Annotated in this window: 19 protein-coding genes, 2 tRNA genes and 2 pseudogenes; 20 read left to right on the top strand and 3 right to left on the bottom strand. The window is 62.3% G+C overall.

The genetic code is table 11. The features are described from left to right. The first annotated feature begins 56 nt into the window (after nt 1–56). From accB to E0473_RS00550, 3 genes are all read left to right on the top strand, one after another. Entirely contained in the window at nt 57–551 is a 495-nt protein-coding gene (accB, locus tag E0473_RS00560) for an acetyl-CoA carboxylase biotin carboxyl carrier protein (RefSeq protein WP_241657269.1), read from the top strand. Continuing rightward, nucleotides 551–1,900 carry an acetyl-CoA carboxylase biotin carboxylase subunit gene (gene accC, locus E0473_RS00555; RefSeq protein ID WP_137678936.1) on the top strand — a complete coding sequence of 450 codons (1,350 nt, stop codon included), beginning with the start codon at nt 551–553 and terminating at the stop codon, nt 1,898–1,900. Before accB ends, accC begins: the two co-directional genes overlap by 1 nt. An 89-nt stretch (nt 1,901–1,989) precedes the next feature. Further along, nucleotides 1,990–2,298, top strand: coding sequence for a hypothetical protein (locus E0473_RS00550; protein ID WP_137679985.1), 309 nt, complete (start codon nt 1,990–1,992; stop codon nt 2,296–2,298). A gap of 27 nt (nt 2,299–2,325) precedes the next feature. Here E0473_RS00550 and E0473_RS00545 read toward each other — a convergent pair whose 3' ends face one another. Next, nucleotides 2,326–2,790, bottom strand: coding sequence for an Lrp/AsnC family transcriptional regulator (locus tag E0473_RS00545; protein WP_137678935.1), 465 nt, complete (start codon nt 2,788–2,790; stop codon nt 2,326–2,328). 259 nt (nt 2,791–3,049) lie between these two features. On the opposite strand from E0473_RS00545, the gene E0473_RS00540 reads away from it, so the two are divergent. The 17 genes and pseudogenes from E0473_RS00540 (at nt 3,050) to E0473_RS00465 (ending at nt 20,231) form a co-directional block, all read left to right on the top strand. Then, nucleotides 3,050–4,846 carry a histidine kinase dimerization/phospho-acceptor domain-containing protein gene (locus tag E0473_RS00540; protein ID WP_137678934.1) on the top strand — a complete coding sequence of 599 codons (1,797 nt, stop codon included), beginning with the start codon at nt 3,050–3,052 and terminating at the stop codon, nt 4,844–4,846. 44 nt (nt 4,847–4,890) lie between these two features. After that, nucleotides 4,891–5,889, top strand: coding sequence for a polysaccharide deacetylase family protein (locus E0473_RS00535; RefSeq protein ID WP_137678933.1), 999 nt, complete (start codon nt 4,891–4,893; stop codon nt 5,887–5,889). Between the two features lie 72 nt (nt 5,890–5,961). After that, nucleotides 5,962–6,038: transfer RNA gene (locus E0473_RS00530), tRNA-Ile, on the top strand. Between the two features lie 29 nt (nt 6,039–6,067). Then, nucleotides 6,068–6,144: transfer RNA gene (locus E0473_RS00525), tRNA-Pro, on the top strand. A 1,152-nt stretch (nt 6,145–7,296) separates the two neighbouring features. Beyond that, on the top strand, nt 7,297–7,464 hold the full coding sequence (locus tag E0473_RS00520; protein ID WP_162848932.1) for a YezD family protein: 168 nt from the start codon (nt 7,297–7,299) through the stop codon (nt 7,462–7,464). A gap of 71 nt (nt 7,465–7,535) precedes the next feature. Further along, nucleotides 7,536–9,986 (top strand): TonB-dependent receptor, encoded by a 2,451-nt coding sequence (locus E0473_RS00515; RefSeq protein WP_137678931.1) that lies wholly within the window; start codon nt 7,536–7,538, stop codon nt 9,984–9,986. Nucleotides 9,987–10,767: 781 nt separating this feature from the next. Beyond that, nucleotides 10,768–11,076: pseudogene (locus E0473_RS15780) on the top strand (MHYT domain-containing protein); the annotation flags it as partial. Between the two features lie 84 nt (nt 11,077–11,160). Further along, on the top strand, nt 11,161–12,621 hold the full coding sequence (locus E0473_RS00510; RefSeq protein ID WP_421721775.1) for a putative bifunctional diguanylate cyclase/phosphodiesterase: 1,461 nt from the start codon (nt 11,161–11,163) through the stop codon (nt 12,619–12,621). Nucleotides 12,622–12,630: 9 nt separating this feature from the next. Further along, a complete protein-coding gene (locus E0473_RS00505; protein ID WP_137678929.1) occupies nt 12,631–13,080 on the top strand; it encodes a BLUF domain-containing protein in 450 nt (149 codons plus the stop codon). A 406-nt stretch (nt 13,081–13,486) separates the two neighbouring features. Then, nucleotides 13,487–13,817: pseudogene (locus E0473_RS00500) on the top strand (IS5/IS1182 family transposase); the annotation flags it as partial. A 361-nt stretch (nt 13,818–14,178) separates the two neighbouring features. Next, entirely contained in the window at nt 14,179–14,934 is a 756-nt protein-coding gene (gene exbB, locus E0473_RS00495; RefSeq protein WP_137678928.1) for a tonB-system energizer ExbB, read from the top strand. Between the two features lie 4 nt (nt 14,935–14,938). After that, entirely contained in the window at nt 14,939–15,367 is a 429-nt protein-coding gene (gene exbD, locus E0473_RS00490) for a TonB system transport protein ExbD (RefSeq protein WP_137678927.1), read from the top strand. Further along, the gene (locus E0473_RS00485; protein WP_137678926.1) at nt 15,367–16,140 is read left to right on the top strand and encodes an energy transducer TonB; all 774 of its coding nucleotides are present in this window, start codon (nt 15,367–15,369) and stop codon (nt 16,138–16,140) included. The genes exbD and E0473_RS00485 overlap by 1 nt, the downstream gene beginning before the upstream one ends. A gap of 57 nt (nt 16,141–16,197) precedes the next feature. Then, the gene (locus tag E0473_RS00480; RefSeq protein ID WP_137678925.1) at nt 16,198–18,564 is read left to right on the top strand and encodes a TonB-dependent receptor; all 2,367 of its coding nucleotides are present in this window, start codon (nt 16,198–16,200) and stop codon (nt 18,562–18,564) included. Nucleotides 18,565–18,625: 61 nt separating this feature from the next. Then, the gene (locus E0473_RS00475) at nt 18,626–19,309 is read left to right on the top strand and encodes a Fe2+-dependent dioxygenase (protein ID WP_137678924.1); all 684 of its coding nucleotides are present in this window, start codon (nt 18,626–18,628) and stop codon (nt 19,307–19,309) included. Next, entirely contained in the window at nt 19,306–19,908 is a 603-nt protein-coding gene (locus tag E0473_RS00470; RefSeq protein ID WP_161981459.1) for a cytochrome b family protein, read from the top strand. Before E0473_RS00475 ends, E0473_RS00470 begins: the two co-directional genes overlap by 4 nt. Continuing rightward, entirely contained in the window at nt 19,905–20,231 is a 327-nt protein-coding gene (locus tag E0473_RS00465; protein ID WP_137678922.1) for a PepSY domain-containing protein, read from the top strand. Before E0473_RS00470 ends, E0473_RS00465 begins: the two co-directional genes overlap by 4 nt. On the opposite strand, the gene E0473_RS00460 is transcribed toward E0473_RS00465, so the two are convergent. Both E0473_RS00460 and E0473_RS00455 read right to left on the bottom strand, forming a co-directional pair. Continuing rightward, entirely contained in the window at nt 20,221–22,185 is a 1,965-nt protein-coding gene (locus tag E0473_RS00460) for a glycoside hydrolase family 3 protein (RefSeq protein WP_241657268.1), read from the bottom strand. The genes E0473_RS00465 and E0473_RS00460 overlap by 11 nt on opposite strands. A gap of 61 nt (nt 22,186–22,246) precedes the next feature. Further along, complete coding sequence (locus E0473_RS00455) at nt 22,247–22,873, bottom strand: YitT family protein (RefSeq protein WP_137678921.1); 627 nt, start codon at nt 22,871–22,873, stop codon at nt 22,247–22,249. Between the last annotated feature and the right edge of the window lie 87 nt (nt 22,874–22,960).

Genomic DNA, 22,960 nt, shown 5'->3' with positions numbered 1-22,960 from the left:
GGGCGACAGGCACTAGCGCGGGCGGTCAACATTAGTCGCAAGTACTGAGGAATTGCATGGCAGATTCTAAGCCGGCTTCTGGCCGTAAGTCGGGCATGACGGTGGACACCGCGCTGGTGCGCGAATTGGCCGAATTGCTCGCCGAAACGGGCCTTACCGAAATCGAGGTGGAGGAAGGCGATCGCCGTATCCGCCTTTCGCGCGAGATGATCGCAGCGCCAGCCGCCGCCATCAGCGTGCCTGCTCCGGCTGCGGCAGCACCCGCAGCAACGCCCGCGCCGGCTGCGGCGCCCGCCGCCCCGGCGCCGAGCGACAACGCCAACGCGGTCAAGTCGCCGATGGTTGGCACCGCCTATATGGCGTCCGAGCCGAACTCGCCGCCGTTCATCGCGGTGGGCGACAAGGTGAAGGCAGGCGACACGCTGCTGATCGTCGAAGCGATGAAGGTCATGAACCCCATCACCGCGCCCAAGGATGGCACCATTGGCGAAATCCTCGTCGACAATGCCGAGCCGGTCGAGTTCGACCAGCCGCTGGTGATCCTGAACTGATGGCGATCAAACGCATACTCATCGCGAACCGCGGCGAGATCGCGCTGCGCGTTCACCGGGCCGCACACGAAATGGGCATCGAGACGGTTGCGGTCCACTCGACCGCCGACGCCGAGGCCATGCATGTGCGCCTCGCTGACCATGCCGTCTGCATCGGCCCGCCCTCGGCGACCGACAGCTACCTCAATCAGGCGGCCATCATCTCGGCTGCCGAGATCACCGGCGCCGATGCCATTCACCCCGGCTACGGCTTCCTCTCGGAAAACGAGAAGTTCGCCGAGATCGTCGAGGCGCACGATCTGATCTGGATCGGCCCCAAGCCCGAGCACATCCGCACCATGGGCGACAAGGTCGCCGCCAAGAAGACGGCGGGCGCGCTGGGCCTGCCGCTGGTGCCGGGCTCTGCCGGTGCGGTCGAGACGATGGACGAGATCCGCGCGGTGGCCGCCGAATGCGGCTATCCGGTGCTGGTCAAGGCCGCAGCAGGTGGCGGTGGCCGCGGCATGAAGGTCATCCCCGGCCCCGAGAACCTCGAAGCTCTCGTCAATCAGGCGAAGTCGGAAGCCAAGGCCGCCTTCGGTGACGACACCATGTATGTCGAGAAGTACCTCGGCAATCCGCGCCACATCGAATTTCAGGTGTTCGGCGACGGCAAGGGCAATGCGATCCACCTCGGCGAGCGCGACTGTTCGTTACAGCGCCGCCACCAGAAGGTGTTCGAGGAAGCCCCCTCGCCCGTCATCACCCCGGAAGAGCGCGCGCGCATGGGCGGTATCGTGGCCAACGCCATGGCCGACATGGGCTATCGCGGCGCGGGCACGATCGAGTTCCTGTGGGAAAACGGGGAGTTCTACTTCATCGAGATGAACACCCGTCTGCAGGTCGAACACCCGGTGACCGAAGCGATCACCGGCGTAGACCTCGTGCGCGAGCAGATCCGCGTTGCCGATGGCAAGCAGCTTTCGGTCACGCAGGACGAACTGGAGTTCAAGGGCCACGCGATCGAGTGCCGGATCAACGCGGAAGACCCGTTCACCTTCGCCCCTTCGCCGGGCAAGGTCACGGCCTACCACCCGGCGGGCGGCATGCATGTGCGCGTCGATAGCGGGCTCTATTCGGGCTATTCGATCCCGCCTTACTACGACTCGATGATCGCCAAGCTGATCGTCTACGGCCGCACCCGCGAGGGCTGCCTGATGCGGCTGCGTCGGGCTCTGGAGGAGATGGTCGTGGAAGGTGTGAAGACCTCGATTCCCTTGCACCAGGCGCTGGTGCGGAACGAGGACGTGATCAACGGCGACTACACGATCAAGTGGCTCGAAGAGTGGCTGGAAAGCCGCGAGGGGTGAACAACCTGGCGCCTCCCTCTGTCCTTTCGGACGAGGGGGTGCCGTGAGTGGCAGCCTTGGCTAATCTTGCAGTGGTCGTGGTTGCGCTCATGGTAATGGCGATCATGGTGCGACGCGGCAATGCGCGTTTTCGCGACTATGCTCGATTGCCGATGCAATGGGGTCTTCACGGTCAAGTCAACTGGACCGCCCCGCGCGCGTTAGCCCTGTCGTTCATTCCCGTGCTTGCGGGCGTGGTGCTAACGAGCGCATTCGTCGCTTCGCTCGCTGCGTCGCCGCGCGAAGGACAGGAGGATGCCGCCCTGCCGGTGTTCCTGATTTTGGGGGGAATGTTTGTCGGTATTTTCGCTTTGCATCTGAGGCTGATTGCCTGGTCACTGCGGCGTAACGGACCGTAGGCAAGGTGCCCTTAATGCAATCCGCCGCTAACCCAGCGGAACCCCCGGTTCGTTCTTCGCGGTGCGGATCGTCAGCGAAGTCTTCACGCTCGCCACGTTGGGCGCTGGCGTCAGCTTGCTGGTGAGGAATTCCTGGAAGCTCTGCAGATCGTGGCTGACGATCTTCAGGATGAAGTCGATCTCGCCGTTGAGCATGTGGCACTCGCGCACCTCGGGCAGGTCGCGCATGTGCACTTCGAAAGCGCGCAGATCTTCCTCCGCCTGGCTGCGCAGTGACACCATCGCGAACACCGTGATCGCATAGCCCAGCTTCGAGGGGTCGAGGTCGGCGTGATAGCCGCGAATCACGCCCTCTTCCTCCAGCGCACGTACCCGGCGCAAACACGGCGGTGCGGTCAGCCCCACGCGGCTGGCCAGGTCGACATTCGTCACCCGGCCTTCGGCTTGAAGTTCAGCCAGCAATTTCCGGTCAATCGCGTCCAGCGTGCCCATGGGCCTGCCCCCTTTGCTGATCACGGTCACAAAACGGCGCCCACCTGCGCCGGAATCTGCGACCTGATCTGGATCCAAGTGCAACTTTCTTGAGGAAACAACCAAGATGCGCAAGCCTGTTGTGCGGAAATGTTATTATCCGCTGTTCGGGATGTCCCTTTTTGCGACGCCGCCTGCCAGCGCACATGCCAAAGACAACCGTGCCGGGTAGTGGCGCATTCGTCCGGATGTTCAATCCTTCTCGCGGAGCGCCATACCCTTGTTCGACGACCGTCTTGCCACCGTACTGCGCATGGCTGCGCTGGGGCAGGCGGGGCAGCTCACCCAATTTCGCCAGTTGCTCGACCTGCTGGGCACCCTGCGCGACGATCAGGCCGCCAGCCCTGTTGTCGAGCGGGGATTCGCCCGACTGACCGAACTGCGCCAGCACATTGCGCCAGAAGAACAGGCCCGAATCCTGCGCGAGAGCGGTCTCCGGCTACGCAATCCGCGGCTCGTGGCGGTTCTGGCGGAAGGCGAACCCCGCATCGCAGCGGCAGCGATGGCCACCGCACGGCTGACCGAGGCGCAGTGGCGCACCCTAATTCCTCAGCTGCCGGTCGGTTGCCGCGGGTTTCTGCGCCACCGCCGCGACTTGCCCGCCAGTGCGACCACACTGTTGGCCCGGCTTGGCATCGGCGATCTGGTGCTTTCCGATGCCGCCCGCGAAACGCGCGCTGAAGCGATCTCGCAGGACCCCCCTGCCCCTGCGCCGCTTCCGAAGGAAGACGCCAAGTGCGAACAAAAGCCGGAGACACCGGCGGTTCCGCTTCCGCCAGCCGCGCCCGCCGCTCTCGAGCCGCTCATCACCGCCGAACCAGAAGCGCCAGACGAACCGAAAGCGCCCGTCGAACCGACTGCGTCAGCCGCAGAGCCGCGCGCCATCGGCGAGATCATCGAGCGGATCGAAATCTATCGCAGCGCCCGCCGCACCCCTGTGCTCGCCCCGCGCCTCCCGCTGGGCGATGCGCCTGCCAGCGAACAGTCCACGAGTGTGATGGCTTTCGACGCGGTCACCGATGCGGAAGGCCGCGTACTTGCGGCGAGCGACCCAGTCATTTCCGAGGTGCTTGGCATGTTGCTGACCGGAGCCCACCCGGGCCCACTGGTGAGCTTTGGCGAAGACATCGCCCCGGCCTTCCGCCTCCACCAACCCGTTCGCGCCGGCCGGATCGCGCTCAAGGGGCGTGGACGTCTCGCCGGTGACTGGCTGATCGAGGCAAGCCCGATCTTCGAGCGCCCGCGCGGGAACTTTGCCGGCTATCGCTGCCGCCTGCGCCGCCCGCCGAGGCCGAGCGCTGCCGAGAGGCAGGTACCTGAAAACGCGGGTGCCGACCGGATGCGCCAGATTCTGCATGAACTGCGCACGCCGGTGGGAGCGATCCAGGGCTTTGCCGAAGTGATCCAGCAGCAGATGTTCGGCCCCGCGCCGCACGAATATCGCGCCCACGCCGCCGCTATCACCGTCGATGCGGCACGCCTGCTAGCAGGCTTTGACGAGCTTGACCGGCTGGCCCGCCTTCAGACCGGCGCGGCCAAGCTCGAAAGCGGTGAGAGCGATCTTGCCGAAGTTTTCAGCGAAACCTTGCGCCGCCTTCGCCCAGTGCTCGAACCGCGCGATGCCGCGATTGAGCTGGAGACGATCGGCGGGCCCTTTCCTCTAGCCATTGCTCGCACGGAAACACGCTTGTTGTCGTGGCGGCTGTTGGCGACCATGGCCGGCGCGCTCGCCCCATCCGAAACGCTCACGCTGAAACTGGAGCAGCGCGGCAAATCCGCCTATCTTTCGTGCCATCTGCCCCAATCGCTGCACGACCTCGACGCCTTCGACGAGAAGCGCCGGGGAGCGCTAAGCTCAGGCGTATTCGGCCCGCGCTTCGCCCTGGACCTTGCCGCAGCCGAGGCCCACGCAGCTGGCGGAAAGCTGACCTTCGCCGAAAAACGGGTAAGCCTTCACTTGCCGCTAACGGGCGGCGGGTTATTGACCCCTGCAAGTCAGGCCCATAGCACGGCCTGAGCAACCGGCGCAGAGGGGGCGGCGGAGCAGCAGGAGTAATTTCGGTGGCCGTGCGAAGCCTGTTAGACCCGCCACCGCCACAAGCTCTCGCCCGTTTTCCCGATGGCAAGACCCGCTACCTTGTAACAGTCGACACCGAGGAAGAGTTCGACTGGGACAAGCCTATCAAGCGCGATGGCTATGGGCTTGAGCATGTGTCGAGGCTCGCTCAATTTCAGCAATTTTGCGAGGAAATGGGCGTCGTTCCGATCTATCTGGTCGACTGGCCCATCGCGACATCCGCGCTGGCCGGCGAAATCCTGCGCGACCCTGTCGCCGCCGGGCGGGCCGAAGTGGGGGTTCAGCTGCATCCTTGGGTCAACCCGCCTTTCAGCGAAGAGGTGAGCCAGACCAACAGCTTTGCCGGCAATCTGCCCTTTGCGCTCGAGGCCGAAAAGTTCGCCCGCCTGCGCGACCGGATCGAGGCGCAGTTTGGCGCTGCCCCGCTGATCTATCGCGCCGGGCGCTATGGCCTTGGCCCGCGCACGGCGGAAATCCTGCAGACCAACGGCATCGCGATAGATACCTCGGTGCGCGCCAAGTTCGATTATGCGGCGAGCGGCGGGCCCGACTATCGCCTCCATCCGCTTGCGCCCTACTGGCTCGACGATGCACACACGATGCTCGAATTGCCGCTGACCACCACCTTCTGGGGGCTGCTGCGCGAGCTGGGCGATGCGATCTATCCGCGCTTGTGGCGAATGCCGCAGGCTCGCGGGGCGCTCTCTCGGCTCGGCCTGTTGGAACGCATTCCGCTGACGCCGGAAGGCGTAGGCGTGGATGAGGCCATTCGCGGGATCGACATGGCGCTCGACGCCGGGTTGCCGGTGCTGATGTTCTCTTTCCACAGCCCTTCGCTGGCGCCGGGCCACACACCCTATGTCCGCAGCGCAGAGGATCTTGCCCGGCTTTACGACTGGTGGCGGCGTATCTTCGCCTATTGCGAAGGGCGCGGCGTGGTATCCTCGTCGGCGGCCGACGTGTTGGCGTCGGTGGCGAGATAGCATCGCAATGACGCGAAGTTCTTGCCGTGCGGGGCTGCACAAGCTATCGGCCCATTTCGCGCTGACAAGGCGGGGCCTGTAGCTCAGTTGGTTAGAGCTGGCCGCTCATAACGGCTAGGTCGCGGGTTCGAGTCCTGCCGGGCCCACCAGCCTTGTTGTCAGCGTGAATGATCCCGGTCGGGGAGTGGCGCAGCCTGGTAGCGCATCTGTTTTGGGAACAGAGGGTCGCAGGTTCGAATCCTGTCTCCCCGACCAATCTCTGGAAACCACGCAATTTTGCGGTTTTCGGTGACGCTACATTGACATATCTAGTGACACTTAGCGTGACACATGTACGAGTGTCGAAACCGCTGCAAGGCAGTGCGGAGCGCAACCAGTAGTCTGGTTGAATAGAGTGTGGATCAGAATTCCGCGAGTTAACTCATCGGCTGGTTAAGAGCACGCCACCATTCTTCCGCTAGCTCCGAATGGCTGGCACTGCGTCGGTTTCCGGCGTGTTTGGTTTTTACCGCATCGAGCGAAGTTGCCACACGACTTTGGCAATCCCGCATAGGTTTCCAAACAGAGCTCGTTGCCCAATTCCAAGTGCACGAAAACCTGGTAATGTCGGTCGCCGTGCTTGGCACGTATTCACCCGCATGGTGGGAGAACCGCCATCCCGGCAGGCTGCGCCTCTCCGCCAGCCGCACAGCCTAATCAAGTCTGACGGAGGCTGACTGCTCATCCTCGGTGAGCAGAGTAATGGCCCGGCAGGCGCGCGCCTACCGTCCAGCACATGCCAACGTGACCGAGCCCATTCCGGCTTAGCCTTGGCTTCTCGTGCGAGCGCTGGTTGTGGCCATCTGGCTGCATTAACCCGATCTTTCGTAATTCTGCTCGGGTGGTTGAATGCGTTGCCATGACCGCAAGAATAAACGGTCCGCGCCCCTGACAACGATCGTCCGACAGGCAGGCGGTTGGCAAACCGGTGGGATCGATGCAGCCCAGGCGCTTGGTGCCCCCTACCCTGGCGCTCTAAATATTGAGAAAATGTCGGATCCGTGGGCTCGCAACCAATAGATCAAGCGCTGGACGACGTATATTGGGCCGATTGCTGGCTGTCGGGAGTTAGAAGGCAAGACGGGCATCACAGACGTATGATGCGCGAACTATAATCGCCCGCGTTGCGTTTGCAAAGTATTTGACCGGATCGCAGATCCGCCGGATGGCATGTGCCTTTCCAACCCAGTTGAGCCTGTACCAGCCTTCCCGCTGAATCAGAATTCACACGCAAATACAGTATGCTATATCGCATCAACAAGTTGCGCTTTCAGTGCTCCCGCATTTTCTTTGCACTTAGCCCTATTCTCAACCTATTTGATTGAGAATAGGGCTAAGTCGGTGAGTCGCTTTAGCAAGGAGATGAGAATGACCAAGATCACGAAACCTGATCTGCCTGGAACTAACGCCGATCCTCTCGGGCTGGTCGCCACTGCACTCGAACGGCTTCGCTTCGGGGCGATTCAGCTTACCGTGCACGAAGGGAAGGTTACCCAGGTAGATATCACCGAAAGGCGCCGATTCCTCGGCGCCTAAGCCAACTAACAGAACAACTCGGAAGAGCAGACCGGACCGCCGGATGCCCCTCTTTTTCGAAAGACTAAGACATGCATCCCATTTACGTCCGGCCCGTGGTGGCCGTTTGCGCGATCGCGCTTGCCACCCCGGTAGCAGCCCAAGAAAGCGCCCTACCCGGCAGCAACAGCGAAGCTTCCTCTCCCAGCACCGAAAGCGCGACGGCGAGCGATGACGATATCATCCTCGTCAACGCCCGACGTCGCAGCGAAAGCGCACAGCAAGTGCCGATCGCTATCAGCGTGATCGGCGGCCGCAAGCTCGACGACCTGGGTGCCTTCAACGTCCAGCGCCTGCAGCAGATCTCGCCGTCGCTGAACTTCTTCTCGTCAAACCCGCGCAACACGGCGGTGAATATCCGCGGTATCGGTGTGCCGTTCGGCCTCACCAACGATGGGTTTGATCAGGGCGTGGGTCTTTATGTCGACGACGTCTATTTCTCGCGCATTGCTTCAGCCACGCTCGATTTCCTCGACGTGGCGCAGATCGAGGTGCTGCGCGGCCCGCAGGGGACGCTGTACGGCAAGAACACGACGGCCGGCGCGATCAATATCACCACTCGACGCCCGACATTCACCTTTGAAGGTCGCGGTGAGCTCAGCGTAGGCAACCTCGGTTTTACGCAGGCGAAAGCCTCGATTTCGGGACCGGTCAGCGACACCGTGGCAGCGCGCTTCGCCCTGTCCTCGACCGACAGGCGCGGCACTATCTTCAACACTACCAGCGGCAACTATATCAACGAGCAGGACAACTTGGGCCTGCGCGCGCAGGTGCTGTGGGAGCCGGCCGACAACCTCGAAGTGTTGCTAGCGGGCGATTACACCGATCAGAACCCCGAATGTTGCGCTCAGATCTACGTCGGAACCGGCCTCACCCAGCGACCGCTGAACCGTCAGTATGCGGCATTGGCGGCAGCGCAGAACTATCAGGTGCCGAGCGAGAACCCATTCGACCGCGTCACCGACGTCGATGCCAACCTCAATGCGCGCAACCGCATCGGCGGTGTGTCGCTGAGGGCGCAGCTCGATACCGCCTTCGGCACGCTCACTTCGATCACCGCTTGGCGCGCATGGGACTGGCTACCTGAAAACGACAGGGACTTCACCGGCCTGCCCATCACCATCCGGTCGCAGAACCCCTCGCAGCAGGACCAGTGGACGCAGGAATTCCGCTTTTCGCACGAAGGGGACCGGATCGGCTTCCTGCTCGGCGCCTTTGCTTTCGAACAGAAGGTGCGCACTCAGGGCACGCAGGAACAGGGCCCGGCAGCGAGCCGCTGGCTACTCAATCCTTCCAGTCCATTGGCGGACGATCCCACGGTGCTCGACGGGTTGACCGCAACCAATGACATCCAGCTCAACAACACCAGCCTGGCGCTGTTCGGCCAATTGACCTGGAAGGTGACCGACAGCCTCTCGCTGCAACCGGGTTTCCGCGTCAACTACGATCGCAAGAAGGGGCTCTACGAGAGCGTGGTGACCAATGGCGATGGTCAGCTGGTGACCTCTGCCGAAACCGATCCGCGCATTGTGGCCCAGCGCGGAGTGCTTGCTCCGCAGCGGTTCGAGCCCGAATTTTCGGACTGGAATTTCAGCTACGATCTTACCGCAAGTTACCAGCTGACAGACGATATCCTAGCCTATGCGACCTACGCGAAAACCTTCAAGCCGGGTGGGATAAACCTCAATGGCGTGCCCACCGATGCGGCGGGAAGCCCCATCCTTGCGGTGGGCTCTGTTCGGCCGGAAACGGTCAACCATTACGAGGCGGGGCTCAAGACGCAGTTCGCGGCGCGGGTGGCGACGCTCAATCTGTCTCTGTTCCGCACCGATATTGATGACTATCAGGCGCAGGTCGTCAACGGCCAGTTGGGGGTACTGCGCGGCTATCTCGCCAATGCCGAAAAGGTGCGCACGCAGGGCGCGGAATTCGACTTCGAGATTCGCCCCAGCGAGCGATTCAATGCCTATTTAGGCGGCGCCTTCACCGACGCGACCTATCTGCGCTTTACCGATGCCCCGTGTCCGCCCGAACTGTCGGGCGGCACCACCGTCGGCACGGGACAAACTCCGGGAGGGGCCGGCGTTCCCGGCTCCTTGAGTCCGGCCAACTGCGATATTTCGGGCGAGCAATTGCCAGGCGTCTCGAAATGGTCGATCACCGCCGGCCTTGAGGGCAGTCTGCCGCTCTCGCTACTGGCGCGCGCGGGCGAGCTGTACCTAGGCATGGACGGAAGCTGGCGTGCCCGGTTGTCTTCAAACCCAACCCCTTCGGCCTACACCTGGATCGAAGGCTACGCGCTGGCCAACCTGCGCTTCGGGTTCCGCAACGACGATGGCCTCAACGCCTTCGTTTGGGTTCGCAACGTCTTGGACGAGGACTACTTCGAACAGCTTGCCGTTCCCTCAGGCAACACAGGGCTGATCGTCGGCCAGCCGGCCGACCCGCGCACCTATGGCCTCACGCTCGCTTACGAATTCTGATCCTGCAATCTACTCATCCGAGGACAAGCTCTTGTTCGAATTTGCTGACATTTTTGATTTACCATCTTCTGCCGTTTAATCCTGCTCGATGCGGTGCTGGGGGTACCGCCCGCCACCGCCTCGAGCAGCGTCCATCTGGTCGAAATGTTCACCACCGGAGCCTCGGGCCCGCGCCATATTAGGCAACGCAATATTGAGGCTCGCTCCATGCGCACCTGGCGGCTTAATTTCCCCGCGCCCCGCGTTCGGCATGCGTCGATGCAATTGGCAGCTAATTGCGATAGACAGAGAAAGTAGAGACAACAGTAAATGGGCCGCTTTGTCGGACCACTGCTTTGCCAGTTTCCCAAGTTGAACAAATAGGTCCCCGTCAAACAGTGTCCTGTCAGAAGCCAAACCGGGAAATGCGATCAGTCACCTTGCAAAAGCCAAGTTGCGGCTGAAACTAATCAGTCGCTGCCATGACGCAACAGAAACACGGATGTCCTTGATAGCACTGTCAGAAATCTGGCCCTATCGGGCGTAGCGATTTGATTAACTGCTTTGCTTCTAACCAAGATTGATCCTGCTGCGCCGCAGGAGAATTTTGGAGCCCTTTGCCATGCGTGTGATCAGCTGTGTCGTCCACGATCACAATCTGTGGTTCGTGATGGTGGCGGCCATCCTTTGCGTTACCGGCTCGCTAGTCGCAACGACGCTGATTCGCCGCACTTTTCTTGAACAGGGTGTGTCGAAAGCTCATTGGTGTTTCCTGTCCGCATTCGTCGCTGGCGGCGCCACATGGGCGACCCACTTCATAGCTATGCTCGGATATCAGGTGCCTGCGCCGGTGACCCTGGATGGCCCCCTTACCGTGTCATCGGCTCTTATCGCGGTGGGCGGAATCGGCGCCGGGCTTGAAATTGCTTCGATCAGACGCTTCCGATTTGCTCCCATATTCGGCGGTGCAACCATTGGGTTGGCGATAGCGTCGATGCATTACACAGGCATGTTTGCTTACCGCGCCGACGGGGCAGTTCGCTGGGACGTTGGCTACATCATTGCGTCGATTGTTTTGACCGTAATCCTGTCGGCGCTTGCAGTTTGGCGGTTACAAAACGGAGCGGAGAAAGGTCGTACCGTTCAAGCTGGGTTGCTTCTGGCACTCGCAATTGTCGGACTGCATTTCACAGGAATGGCGGCCTTTACCGTCACCCCTATGCCGGGCTTTTCTCAGGGTGCGGATAGTGAGGCCTTTGCAACCATGGCTGCGGCTATTGGCTTGGTGACATCGCTGATCGTCGGAACCGGGCTCTCGTCATATTTCCTTGAGCGTAAGACCAGGTCTGATGGAGAAACGCGCATTGCTCACATCGCGATGCATGATGCGTTGACCGATCTGGCAAACCGTCGGCAGTTTACTGAGGCGCTAGAATCCGAGTGTGCGAAGCTGAAGAAATACGGCAGGCCCTTCACGCTCCTGATGGTGGACCTCGATCGGTTCAAGCCGATCAACGACACACTAGGCCATCCCGCCGGAGATGAAGTTCTCAGACGGGTTTCCCGCCGCCTCCTTGTTGCCGTTCGCAGGGGCGACATCGTGGCGCGCATCGGCGGAGATGAATTTGCAATCATCAGTTTCGGCGTGAGCGATGCGACGCAAGCGCAGTCCATTGCCGAGCGAATTATCGAACTGGTCTCGCGCCCCATGATCGTCCAGGACAGCGTAGTGGAAATCAGCGCGAGCGTCGGCGTCGCAGTTGCTCCGCAACACGGGACCGAGCCCGACCAGCTCACCAAACACGCCGATGTCGCCCTTTATTCTGCGAAGCAAAGCGGCAAACATACTTACAGGTTTTTCGAGCCATCTTTGATGTTGGCGATCCAGCGGCGGCGTACGCTGGAGGCTTCGCTACGCCGGGCATGTATGCGCGACGAATTCAGGATAGTTTATCAGCCCGTATTCAACTCCGATGGGACGGAAATATGTGCAGCGGAAGCTCTGCTTCGGTGGACCTGCCCAGAGCGCGGAGAAATTGCCCCTTCCGAATTCATTCCGATAGCGGAAGAGCAGGGGCTGGTCTCCCGCATTGGTGCGACAGTCCTCAGGCAGACCTGCCTAGACGCCGCATCTTGGCCAGACCATATCGGCCTGGCAGTCAACGTATCGCCCATCCAGTTGCTTGATCCTCGTTTGCCGCAAACGGTGAGACAGGCACTTGAGGGAGCCGGGCTGTCTCCGCATCGTCTAGAACTGGAAATTACCGAAACCGCGCTGCTGCAAAACGACGAAGCCGCGCTTAAGGTTCTTAACCAAATTCGCGAGACCGGTGTGCGCATCTCGCTCGATGATTTCGGCACGGGCTATTCATCGCTAAGCTATCTCCATCGTTTCCCAATCAGCCGCATCAAGATCGACAAGTCGTTCGTGCAAAAGCTGCCGGATGATGCCGGGAGCGCTTCCATCGTCAAAGCGATTGCGCAGTTGGGTGCGAGCTTGAACCTCGAGATTACTGCCGAGGGAATTGAAACTTCATCGCAGCTCAACTTCATTCGCGAATACGGCTGCGATCATGTTCAGGGGTTCCTGACCGGTCGTCCGGTTTCGAACGAAGCGTTCATCGGCCTGATGACGCGTGACAGCGTTAGTGCTTAAGGATTGTTCATGCCGCTCACCCGCCTGCTTTACACCAGTACCAGCTGCTTGCCCGAGCAAAATGGCCTGACAGTCCAAGTCAACGCAATCGCTCAGCAAGCGGCGGAAAGAAATGAGAAATGTGCTGTGACGGGCGTTCTCGTTTTTATCGAAAATCAGTTCATTCAGGTATTGGAAGGTGGAGGCCCTGAGATCGAAGAGACCTTCGAGCGAATTTGCTGCGATCTCCGTCACAAAAGCGTCAGGCTTATCGATCTTGTGGTGGTTAAGGAGCGGATGTTTCCGTGCTGGAAGATGCAACTACTTTCCGACAAGCATGAAACTACCCTTGAACTGCGCGATGATCTTGAAACCATCAGCTTTCTTGTGGGTGTCAATGCGAAGGCAGCCGTAGAGAAGATCCGAAAGTGTCTCGATGCTCAAGAATCGACGACTATCCGCCACAATTTGGTATGCTGATTGCTAGATCGCCGGCGCGGCTTTGATCTCCTCCCTCTCTTCATAAGGCGAAGCCGTCTTCGACTTCGTCACTAGTAAAGGTCAGTAATCTCACTTAAAAAAAAGTAGTCGGAAGTCTACGTCACAATGTATGGCGCAAAACTTCCAGCTACTCCTTCATATGCAAATGACAAATTCCGGTCTCGCAGCCGGGTCGTTCGACTGGCCGATAAGAAGCCATATTCCGTTGAAAAACTCTCGCTTGCGGTCGGTGTGAAGTCCTGATTCACTCTTCGCAGGCAAGCGGAGCTCAGGCTGATGACGGGCGACCACGTGCCGAGCGATCAACTGCAGGCGGCCCTCGATCGAACCCGAGCTGATGATCCGGATGCTGAATATCGGCTATTGCATGAGCTTCTGTGAGCGGGCCTTCTACGCCTATAGCGCAAACTACCTTATCGATCTCGACCACACGGGCATTATCGATGTTCAGGCGACCGACCGCGATCTGGCGTACCGAGGTGCTCGCGCAGCGGCGGATGATCGAACGGACGCAGGACCGCTTCGGCTTCTGGCCCGAGAAGCTGGGCGCCGACACCGCCCCGAACCTGGCTTGGCTGGTCGAGGAGAGAGGCATCGCACCGCATATCCCGGTGTTCGAAAAATACGCACGCCACAATGGTACCTTCGAACGATCCGCCTTCTCCTACGACGACCAAGATCACAGCTTTGTCTGCCTAGGTGGCAATCGCCTGCGCACTCCCAACGGAGCAAAAGATGAGTTCCACCTCGCCGCCCGCGCACATAGCCCTCGATAACGTCTGCGGCGATACTCGAAGCTGCGGATCGCATGGCTGACTGCCGACTGGGTGAGGTTCAGCTGCTCGGCCTCGCACTAAGGCGGTCGACGCGATCGATTTCTTACAGGATGGCCAGAGGTTGAGGATCGATCGCAAAGCATGAAGCTTCGTCATCCCATGCAGCGATACGAGCTGAAGTGTCATTCCCCAACCCGCCGATATGGCTGTAAAAAAAGTATTCTACAGCTGCGAAAGATTCGCATTGCAATCGCTTCGCAATAATCATAGTGGCGCCGGCAGGAAGAGTTGGACGCACACAATGACACGATTGAGCTATTCGGCTGCACTTGGAGCAGCTCTGCCCGCTTTGCTGATTTCCACCCCTGTTCTCGCCCAGCCGGTGGTGCCGGCGAGCCTGTCGGTCGGCTCCATGTTCATGGAGGCGGACTGGGTGGTGAAGCTGGTGATGATCGGACTGCTGATTGCCTCGCTGATCACCTGGACCGTAGCCATCGCCAAGGGGCTGGAACTGGGCAAGGAAGGGAAGCGACAGCTCGCGCTGAATGCCAAGGTGATAGGCGCGCGCAGCCTGGCCGATGCACGCAAGGCTGCGCCCGAAGCCTCCGACTTGCTCGATGCCGCTGCATTGGAACTCACGCTTTCGGCCGACGCGCTTGACGATCCAGACGGCATTCGCGAACGCATCGCCACCCGTTTTGCGCGGCTCGAAGCCGAGACCGGGCGCAAGCTGGCGCGCGGCATACATGTACTCGCCACCATCGGCGCGACTGCCCCGTTCGTGGGCTTGTTCGGCACAGTATGGGGCATCATGAACGCCTTTATCGGCATCGCCGAGATGCAGACCACCAACCTCGCCGTCGTCGCGCCCGGTATTGCCGAAGCGCTGCTGGCGACGGGTGTGGGCCTGTTCGCCGCTATCCCCGCCGTCGTGATCTACAACCACTTTGCCCGCCAGGTCGCCGAACAGCGCGCACTTGCCGCCGACCGTGCCGCCGCGATCCTCAACATTGCCTCGCGCGACCTGTCGCGCGGTGTGGCCGCGAAGGATCTCTGAGGCGATGGCGTTCAAGCTTGGCACCTCTGACGAAGGCGACCTGCCGCTCAATGGCGAGATCAACGTTACGCCGTTCATCGACGTGATGCTGGTGCTGCTGATCATCTTCATGGTCGCCGCCCCGCTGGCCACGGTCGACGTGCGGGTGGACTTGCCGGTCGCCAATGCCGAGAGCGCGCCGCGCCCCGATCAGCCGGTGTTCGTCACCATCGAGGCCAACGGCCGCCTCACTGTCAACGACCGCGAAACGCCGCTGTCGCAGCTTGGCGGCGAAGTCCTGCGCGTGACCGGAGAAGATCGCGAACAACGCATCTTCCTGCGGGCCGATAAGACAGTTGAATACGACAAGCTGATGCAGGCGATGAACGGCCTGCGCGCGGCGGGATACCTGCGCGTGGCGCTGGTGGGTGCAGAGGGTGCGGACACTCCCTGATGGCGAGCCCTGCCCCCTCCTCTCCCTCGGGTTCGCTTAACTGGCAGGTGGCCTTTGCTATCGCTGCGGCGGGCCATGTTGTGCTGGGCGCAGCGATCCTCGTGCAGCGCGCAAAATCGAGTGAGCGGCTGCCCGATCCGGTCATGATCGTCGAGCTGCCAGCAGGGGCCGCTCCCGCTCCGTCGCAGGGCACAGTAGAGCCCGAGCAGGAACAGGTGCAGCCGGTTGAACAAGCCCTCCCCGACACCGTCATCCCGCGCCTTCCCATCCCGCGTGTCGAAACCCCGATGTCGAGCGAGCCGGTCGCCGTGCCGACCCCGCCGCTGGCGCCGCAGCGGGTGCAGCCGCAAGCGCAAACCCGTCCGCAACCCGCGCCTGCGCGCAGTGCTCCGGCACCGCTTGCGGCGCCCGCAGCAACCCCGGGCACCGGCACGACAAATGCCGGATCGGGTGCAGGTGAGAACCCACGCGCCAAGGCCGAACAGGCCGACTGGATCGCGCTCGTCAACAATCATCTGGCGCGCCGCAAACGCTACCCGCAAGAGGCGCGTCGGGCCGGACAGGAGGGCACGCCCTCGGTCCGCTTTACCGTCGACCGGCGCGGAAGGGTGTCAAACGTGTCGATTGTCCGCTCCAGCGGGCACCAATTGCTCGACGAGACGACGGTACAATTGGTTCAACGCACCGCGCCGTTCCCCGCCATGCCGCGATCGATGCAACGCGATTCAATTACGATCACCTTGCCGATCGAATATGCGCTCGACCGCGACTAATCCGCAATTGAAATGAATATCCGAAACCCAAGGGACGAAAAGAAGAGGACGTTGTTAATGACTCGCACAAGCAATATCAGAAAGCCAGCAAGCCTGCGCCGCGCCGGTTCAGCCCTAGCGCTTGGCGCGGCGGTAGCGGGCAGCCCCGCTATGGCGCAGGACGCCAATGGCGAGGTCGTGCTCGACACGCTGCGGATCGAAGACCGCGCTGCCGATGTGAACCCCTATTCCACACCCGGCGCGCCCTATAAGGCCGAGCGTTCGGGCGACATCCGCATCACCCGCCCCATCGCCGACACGCCCACCACGATGACGGTGCTGACCGAAAACCAGATCGACGACTCGGGCTACACCGACCTCTCGCGCATCCTTGAGGCCCAGCCCGGCATCACCGTGGGCACCGGCGAAAACGGCAACGCTTTTGGCGACCGTTATATCATCCGCGGGCAGGAAGCGCGCTCCGATGTGTTCGTCGACGGCCTGCGCGATCCGGGCATGACCACGCGCGAGAGCTTCGTGGTCGAGCAGATCGAGATCACCAAGGGCCCGAACTCGACCTTCGCCGGTCGCGGCACGGCGGGCGGCGCGGTGAACCTCATCACCAAGGCGGCCACCACCGACTATGACTTCTTCGACGGCACCATCGGCGTCGGCACCGACCGCTTCGTGCGCCTCACCGGCGACGTGAACCTCGCGCTCGACGAGACCTTCGCGATCCGCGCCAACGGCCTTAACGGCTACACCGACATCCCCGACCGCGAACCCGGCAACCGACGCCGTTCGGGCGGCGCGCTGTCGGCCACCTGGTCGCCCAGCTACGATTTCGACCTTACGCTCGACTATTACCTGTTGCGCGCAAAAGACCGGCCCGACCTTGGCGACTATCTTTCGGGCGATGTCGCAGACAACAGCCGCGAACCCGTGGAAACCCCGGCTTATATGCAGGAGCAGGACTTCCAGAAGTCGAACGTCGATGTCGTCACCGGCCGCCTCAACTGGCAGCTGACCGACAACATCAGCTTCTCCAACCGCGCCCGCTATGGCGAGAGCCACAATGGCTATGTCGTCACCGGCGCACGCGGCACCACCACCGATGCCAGCGATCCCAACGGCGCCTACGACACCTTCTCGCTCTCCACCCATCAAGGCTGGCAGGATGTCGAATACTTCGCCAACCAGGCCAACCTGCTGATTGAAACAGAGGCACTGGGCGGCGAGAACGACCTTATTTTCGGTGCCGAGTATACCGATCACAAGGTGCTAAACGGCGTCTATGACGTGAACAACACCGGCGCGACCAACTGCATCACTCCGGGCAACCGCTTCAACCCGACCCCAGCTCCTAACTTTTGCGGCCTTGGGCCGAACGGTCAGGTGGTGTCGGGTCTCAACAACTTGCTCGGTCGCGAGATCACCAAGGATCGCTGGGACTCCGACTGGCAGGTTGAGACTTTCTCGATCTACCTTATGGACACGATCGACCTCACCGAAAGCCTCACCGTGTTCGGCGGCCTGCGCTGGGATACGTTCGACTTCACGCTGTCGACATTGTCCGTGCCGCGTGGCAGCCCGGCCGGTACTGAGCCGACGCTCGAAACCTACGCCTACGATGACAGCTTCTGGAATGGCCACTTCGGCGTGACCTACCGCCTGAACGACTGGGCCATGGTCTACGGTTCGTTTGCCACGGCGGCCGATATCAACGGCGGCGAGAGCGACCTTGGCACCAATTCGGGTTATGGCGGTCTCGTCATCATCGATGGCGAGTTCCGCGGCGGCTCGCCCGAGCGTTCGGAAAACTGGGAACTGGGCACAAAGCTCGAACTGTTCGATCACAAGTTCCTGCTCACCGGCGCCCTGTTCCAGACCACCAAGAGCGACGTGCTCGAAGGCTCGGCTGGCGGCTACACCCCCGATGGCACGGGCAATACCGGCAAGAACCGCACCCGCGGCTTCGAACTGGGCGTGGCGGGCAACATCACGCCTGCATGGTCGATGCAGGGCGGCCTCACCTATGTCGATACCGACGTGCTCGAAAGCGCGGTCGATGCCGATTACATCGGTAAGGAACTGGCCAACACCGCCAAGTGGCAGGCCTCGTTCCAGACCCGCTATCAGGCGACCGACGCCTTCGCCATCGGCGGCGCGGTGAAGTACAAGGGCGAGCGTTACGGCGGCCAGCCCGATACGGCGGCGGGCTTCACCGAACTGCCCGGCGGCGGCTTTGCCTATAGCCAGCCGGTGCCTGCCTACACCGTGGCCGACCTGTTTGCCGAATATCGCTTCAGCAACAACATGAGCCTGCGGGTGAACGTGAACAACGTGTTCGACGAGAACTACTATCTCGCCGTCTATCGTTCGGGCGGGTTCCTCTACAAGGGCGATGCGCGCCAGGCCGTGGCGACGCTCAACCTGCGCTACTAAGCGCAAACGAGGCGGGGCGGCGGCGATTGCGGCCGCCCCGCTTCCTTTCTAGAGAACCGCCATGCTGATCGTGATCGAAAACCTGCTGACCAAGGACGAGGTCGCCGCGCTGCGAGCCAAGCTCGACGGATCGGGCTGGCTCGATGGCGCGGATACGGCGGGCACGCGCTCGGTGACGGTGAAGCAGAACCTGCAACTGCCGCGCACCGATCCGCTGGCTCAGGAGCTGAGCAACGCGATCCTGCGCAAGCTAGGCCAGCATCCCGAATTCGTCTCGGCCAGCCTTGCCGAGAAGATCTGGCCGCCGGTGTTCAACTGCTATCGCGATGGCGGGCATTACGGCACCCATTCGGACGCCGCGCTGATGCGCCTGCCCGAGGCCAATCTGACCGTGCGCAGCGACCTTTCGGCCACCATCTTCCTTACCGAGCCCGAAGACTACGACGGCGGCGAACTGCTGGCCGAAACGCCGTTCGGGGCGCAGGCGGTGAAGTTGGCGGCGGGCGACATGGTACTTTATCCTTCGTCCTCGCTGCATCAGGTGACGCCGGTGACGCGGGGCCAGCGCATCTGCGCGATCACTTGGATTCAAAGCGCGGTGCCCGATGCCGAGGCTCGTGGTCTGCTCTACGATCTCGATTGCTCGATCCGCGCGCTGACGCCGGGCAAGGCCAAAGACGATCCCGATATCGACCGGCTGATCCACGTCTATCACAACCTTTTGCGCAAATGGGCGCAGGTGTGACCCGCAAGCTACGCCCGCTGGTCTGGCTGCTGCTGGCGCTGCCCGCGCTGGCGATGCTGTATCAGCTGGCGCGCGGCGAGACATTCGCTTTCAAGCTGCTGCATCCCACCGGCGAGCTGGCCTTGCGGCTGATGGTGCTGGCGCTGATGGTCGGGCCGCTGATCGCGATTTTCGGACGCAACCGCTTCCTGCTTGGCTGGCTGGCGCTGCGCCGCAATATTGGCGTTGCCGCGTTCATCTACGGCCTGCTGCACCTCGTATTCTATGCCATGGACATGGCCGCGATCGGGCCGATCGTCGACGAATTCTGGCTGCCCGGCATCTGGACCGGCTGGCTCAGCCTCGCGCTGATGCTCGCCGCCGCCGCGATCAGCGCGGACTGGGCGGTGAAAGCGCTGGGGCCGTGGTGGCAACGCATCCAATATGCCGTCTATGGTGCGGTGCTGATCGGGGCGCTGCACTGGTACTGGCTCGACAACAACGCGGGGCCAGCGCTGGTTCACCTTGCCCCGTTACTCATCTTGTGGACCCTGCGCGCCGTGGTCAAACGCACCCGCCGCGCCCGGAAGAAGGCCAAAGAAAAGGAAATCCTCGCATGACCAACCGCCTCCGCCTTGCCGCCTCGCTTGCCATCGCCGGTGCCGCTCTTGGCCTCGCCCAGCCCGCACTGGCCGATGGCGATGTCGTGTGCTCAAGCGGGCCGCGTGAGAACTGGAAGTCTGTCAACGACCTCAAGAAGGCGGCCTGGCTCGAACGCTGGGAGATCATCGAAACCCGCATCGAGGGCGACTGCTACGAGGTCTATGCGCGCAACCAGCAAGGGCAGGTGCTGGAAGCCTTCTTCCACCCGGTCACGCTGGAAAAGCTGGTGGTGTTCCGCCGCGGCAGCGAGGTTTACCGCAAGCGCGGCTTCACCGGCTAGGCGCCTGCCAACGATAGCCGAGCGCATAGAGCGGCGCCTCGCTATCGGCAGGGGCACCGGGCCGCTGCGCCTCGACCGCTGCCATCGACACCGGCAGTTCGAACGGCAGCTTGCCGCGCGGGCTCACCGCGCCGGTAAGCACGTCGAGCAGCGCGGCATCGCTCGCACCGAAGCTGGCGAGCAGCACGTTGGCGCGCGGGCGGAACGGGGTGAGGATCGCAGGCCGGTCAAGCTGCACATCGGCCACCAGCGGCAGGCCTTCGGGCAGGCTGGCCATGAATTGCCGCGCCTCGTGATCTTCCGGGAAGGCAAGGCTCCCCTCCTGATGCATGGCCCCGAACACATAACCGGGATGCAGCATTTCCGAGGGGCTGCGGGTGCGCAGGATCGCGAAGTCCGCCTCGGCAGGATCGGTGACCGGGGCCAGCCCCGCGGCCTCCGCCGCCTCGGCCGACAGGCCGGACAGCAGCACCTTCGCGCCCGGCTTCAGCGGCAGCGAGCCATCGTTTTCGAGCGTGACCATGCTCAGCGCCATCGCCTCGCGCCCGCGCGCCTTTTCTTCCGCCGTTCCCACCTCGGCCTCGGCCCGCGCGGGATCGACATAGGGGTTATCAAACAGGCCCAATTCGAAGCTCTGGATGAGGATGCGCCGGACAGACTCGTCGATCCGATCCTCGCTCACCAGCCCCAGCCGCACCGCTTCCAGCAGCGGCGCGGGATCGTCGACCCCGCCGAACTGGTCGATCCCCGCATCGAGCGCCTTGGCGAAGCGTTCGGGCCGGGTCAGCTCCTGCACGCCCCACGCGGTCGAGACATCGGCGAAACTGGGCGCTTCGCCCTCGGGCGAACCCTCAACGCAGCGCTCGTTGCAGTCGGCGGTGATCGCCCAGTCGGACAGGATCACGCCCTGAAAGCCCAATTGATCGCGCAGGATGTCGGTCAGGATCACCTTCTGGTATCCCACCCCCACCGGCTCCAGTTTCTGGCCGCGCAGTTCCAGTTCCTCGATGATCGAATAGGCCGGCATCACGCCCGAAGGTTTGGCTCCGAGTGCGCCGGTGAAAGGGATGATCGCCTGCTGCCATTCGAGGATGTTCAGCTTCGACATCCGGCCATAGTAGTTGTGCGCATCGAACCCGGTCGACGAGGCCGAATAGCCGGCAAAGTGCTTGATCACCGCGGCCACCCCGCCCGGCTGCACCCCGCTCGCCCCGCCCTGCAAGCCTTCGACCAGCGCCCGCCCGACGCGCGCCGAGACCTGCGGGTCTTCGCCCAGGGTATCGAAGTTGCGCGGCCAGCGTGGTTCGCTCGCAACGTCGATCTGCGGGCCGAGCAGCATGGCAAAGCCCACCGCGCGCAAATCGTCGCGCACCATTTCGGCATAGCTGCGCGCGAACTCGGGATCGTCGAGCGCGCCGAAGGCCACACCATTCGGCCACTGGCTGAACTGGCCACCCGCCACGCTTGCGCCTGCCAGTTCGGTATAGCCGTGGCGCGGGTCGGTCATTATCAGCGCAGGCACGCCCAACCGGTGCGCCTCCGCCGCTTCCTGCACCGCGTTGTTGGCTTCGGCCAGCGCGCGGTTTTCGGTGGCGAGGCGCGAAATGAAGTGCGTCGCGCGGGTCTTGCCCATCGCCTCGGTCAAGGCGGCAATGTCGTAACCAGTGGCAGGCTCACCCATCGGGGCGTTACCCGGCAGCGTGGCCACGATCATCAGCCCGGCCTTTTCCTCCAGCGTCATGCGCTCGGCGAGATCCTTGGCCCGTTCGGCGGGGGCAAGGCGCCAGTCTTCGTAGGGCGTGAGCGCACCATCGCGGTCAAGATCGCGGAAGGTCACGCCGTCTTCGGTAATGATCGGGATCACCCGGCTTTGCAGATCTGGCGCAGGCAGCTCCTGCTTCGCGCAGGAGGCCAGTAACATCGCGACCGTGGCGACAAGCGCGCTTCTACCCAAGACTGTATCTCCCTTTGCCGTGAGCGTCATCTTAGCACGGCAAAGGTCAGCGAAGGCAAGCCTAATGCCCGGTATAGCGCCCCGGGCGGTGCCAGACGACCAGCGTCATGTTGATCGCCAACATGCTCAGCACCGACCAGCCGAACGAAGCGAGATCGAGCGACGACAGCGCTACCAGCAGGATTATCGCATCTAGCGCCATGTGCATCCGCCCCACGCTCCACCCGCGTGAATTCTGCATCCACACGGCGATGATATTCACCCCGCCCACCCCGGTCTTGTGCCGCAGCAGCGCCAGCAGGCCGAGGCCCGAAACGGTGCCGCCGCCAAGTGCGGCGAAGGCCGGGTGAATGGTCGCGATATCCAGCGACGTGCGCGTTACAGCTGCAAAGGCGAAAATCAGGCCGCAAGCGATGATCGTGCGGATCATGAAGGCCCGGCCCAGCTTCATCAGCCCGATCAGGAAAAACGGGATGTTGATGAGGAAGAACAGCAGGCCCACCCCCAACGGCACATGATAGCTCGCCAGCAGCGCCAGACCCGCAACGCCGGCCGTGGTTATGCCCGCCGCCTTCATCAACACCAGCCCGAAAGCGATCAGCCATGCGCCCGTCACCAGCGCATAGGCATCCTCGAGCAGAGTGTGGCGCGTTTCGTCGCGCGGAGGGGAGATAGTTTCATCTGACACCACTTGCCAATAGACCGCACAGGCCGCGCTGCGCAAGCACCTTGCCGAGCGAGCGATCTGCCCCTATTTCGCGGCCCAACTCATTCC

Origin of the sequence: Aurantiacibacter suaedae (assembly GCF_005434915.1) — a bacterium.
In the GTDB taxonomy this organism is placed as follows: Bacteria; Pseudomonadota; Alphaproteobacteria; order Sphingomonadales; family Sphingomonadaceae; genus Alteraurantiacibacter; species Alteraurantiacibacter suaedae.
Note: the sequence above shows the minus strand (reverse complement) of the source record. Positions and strands in the feature narration are given on the sequence as shown.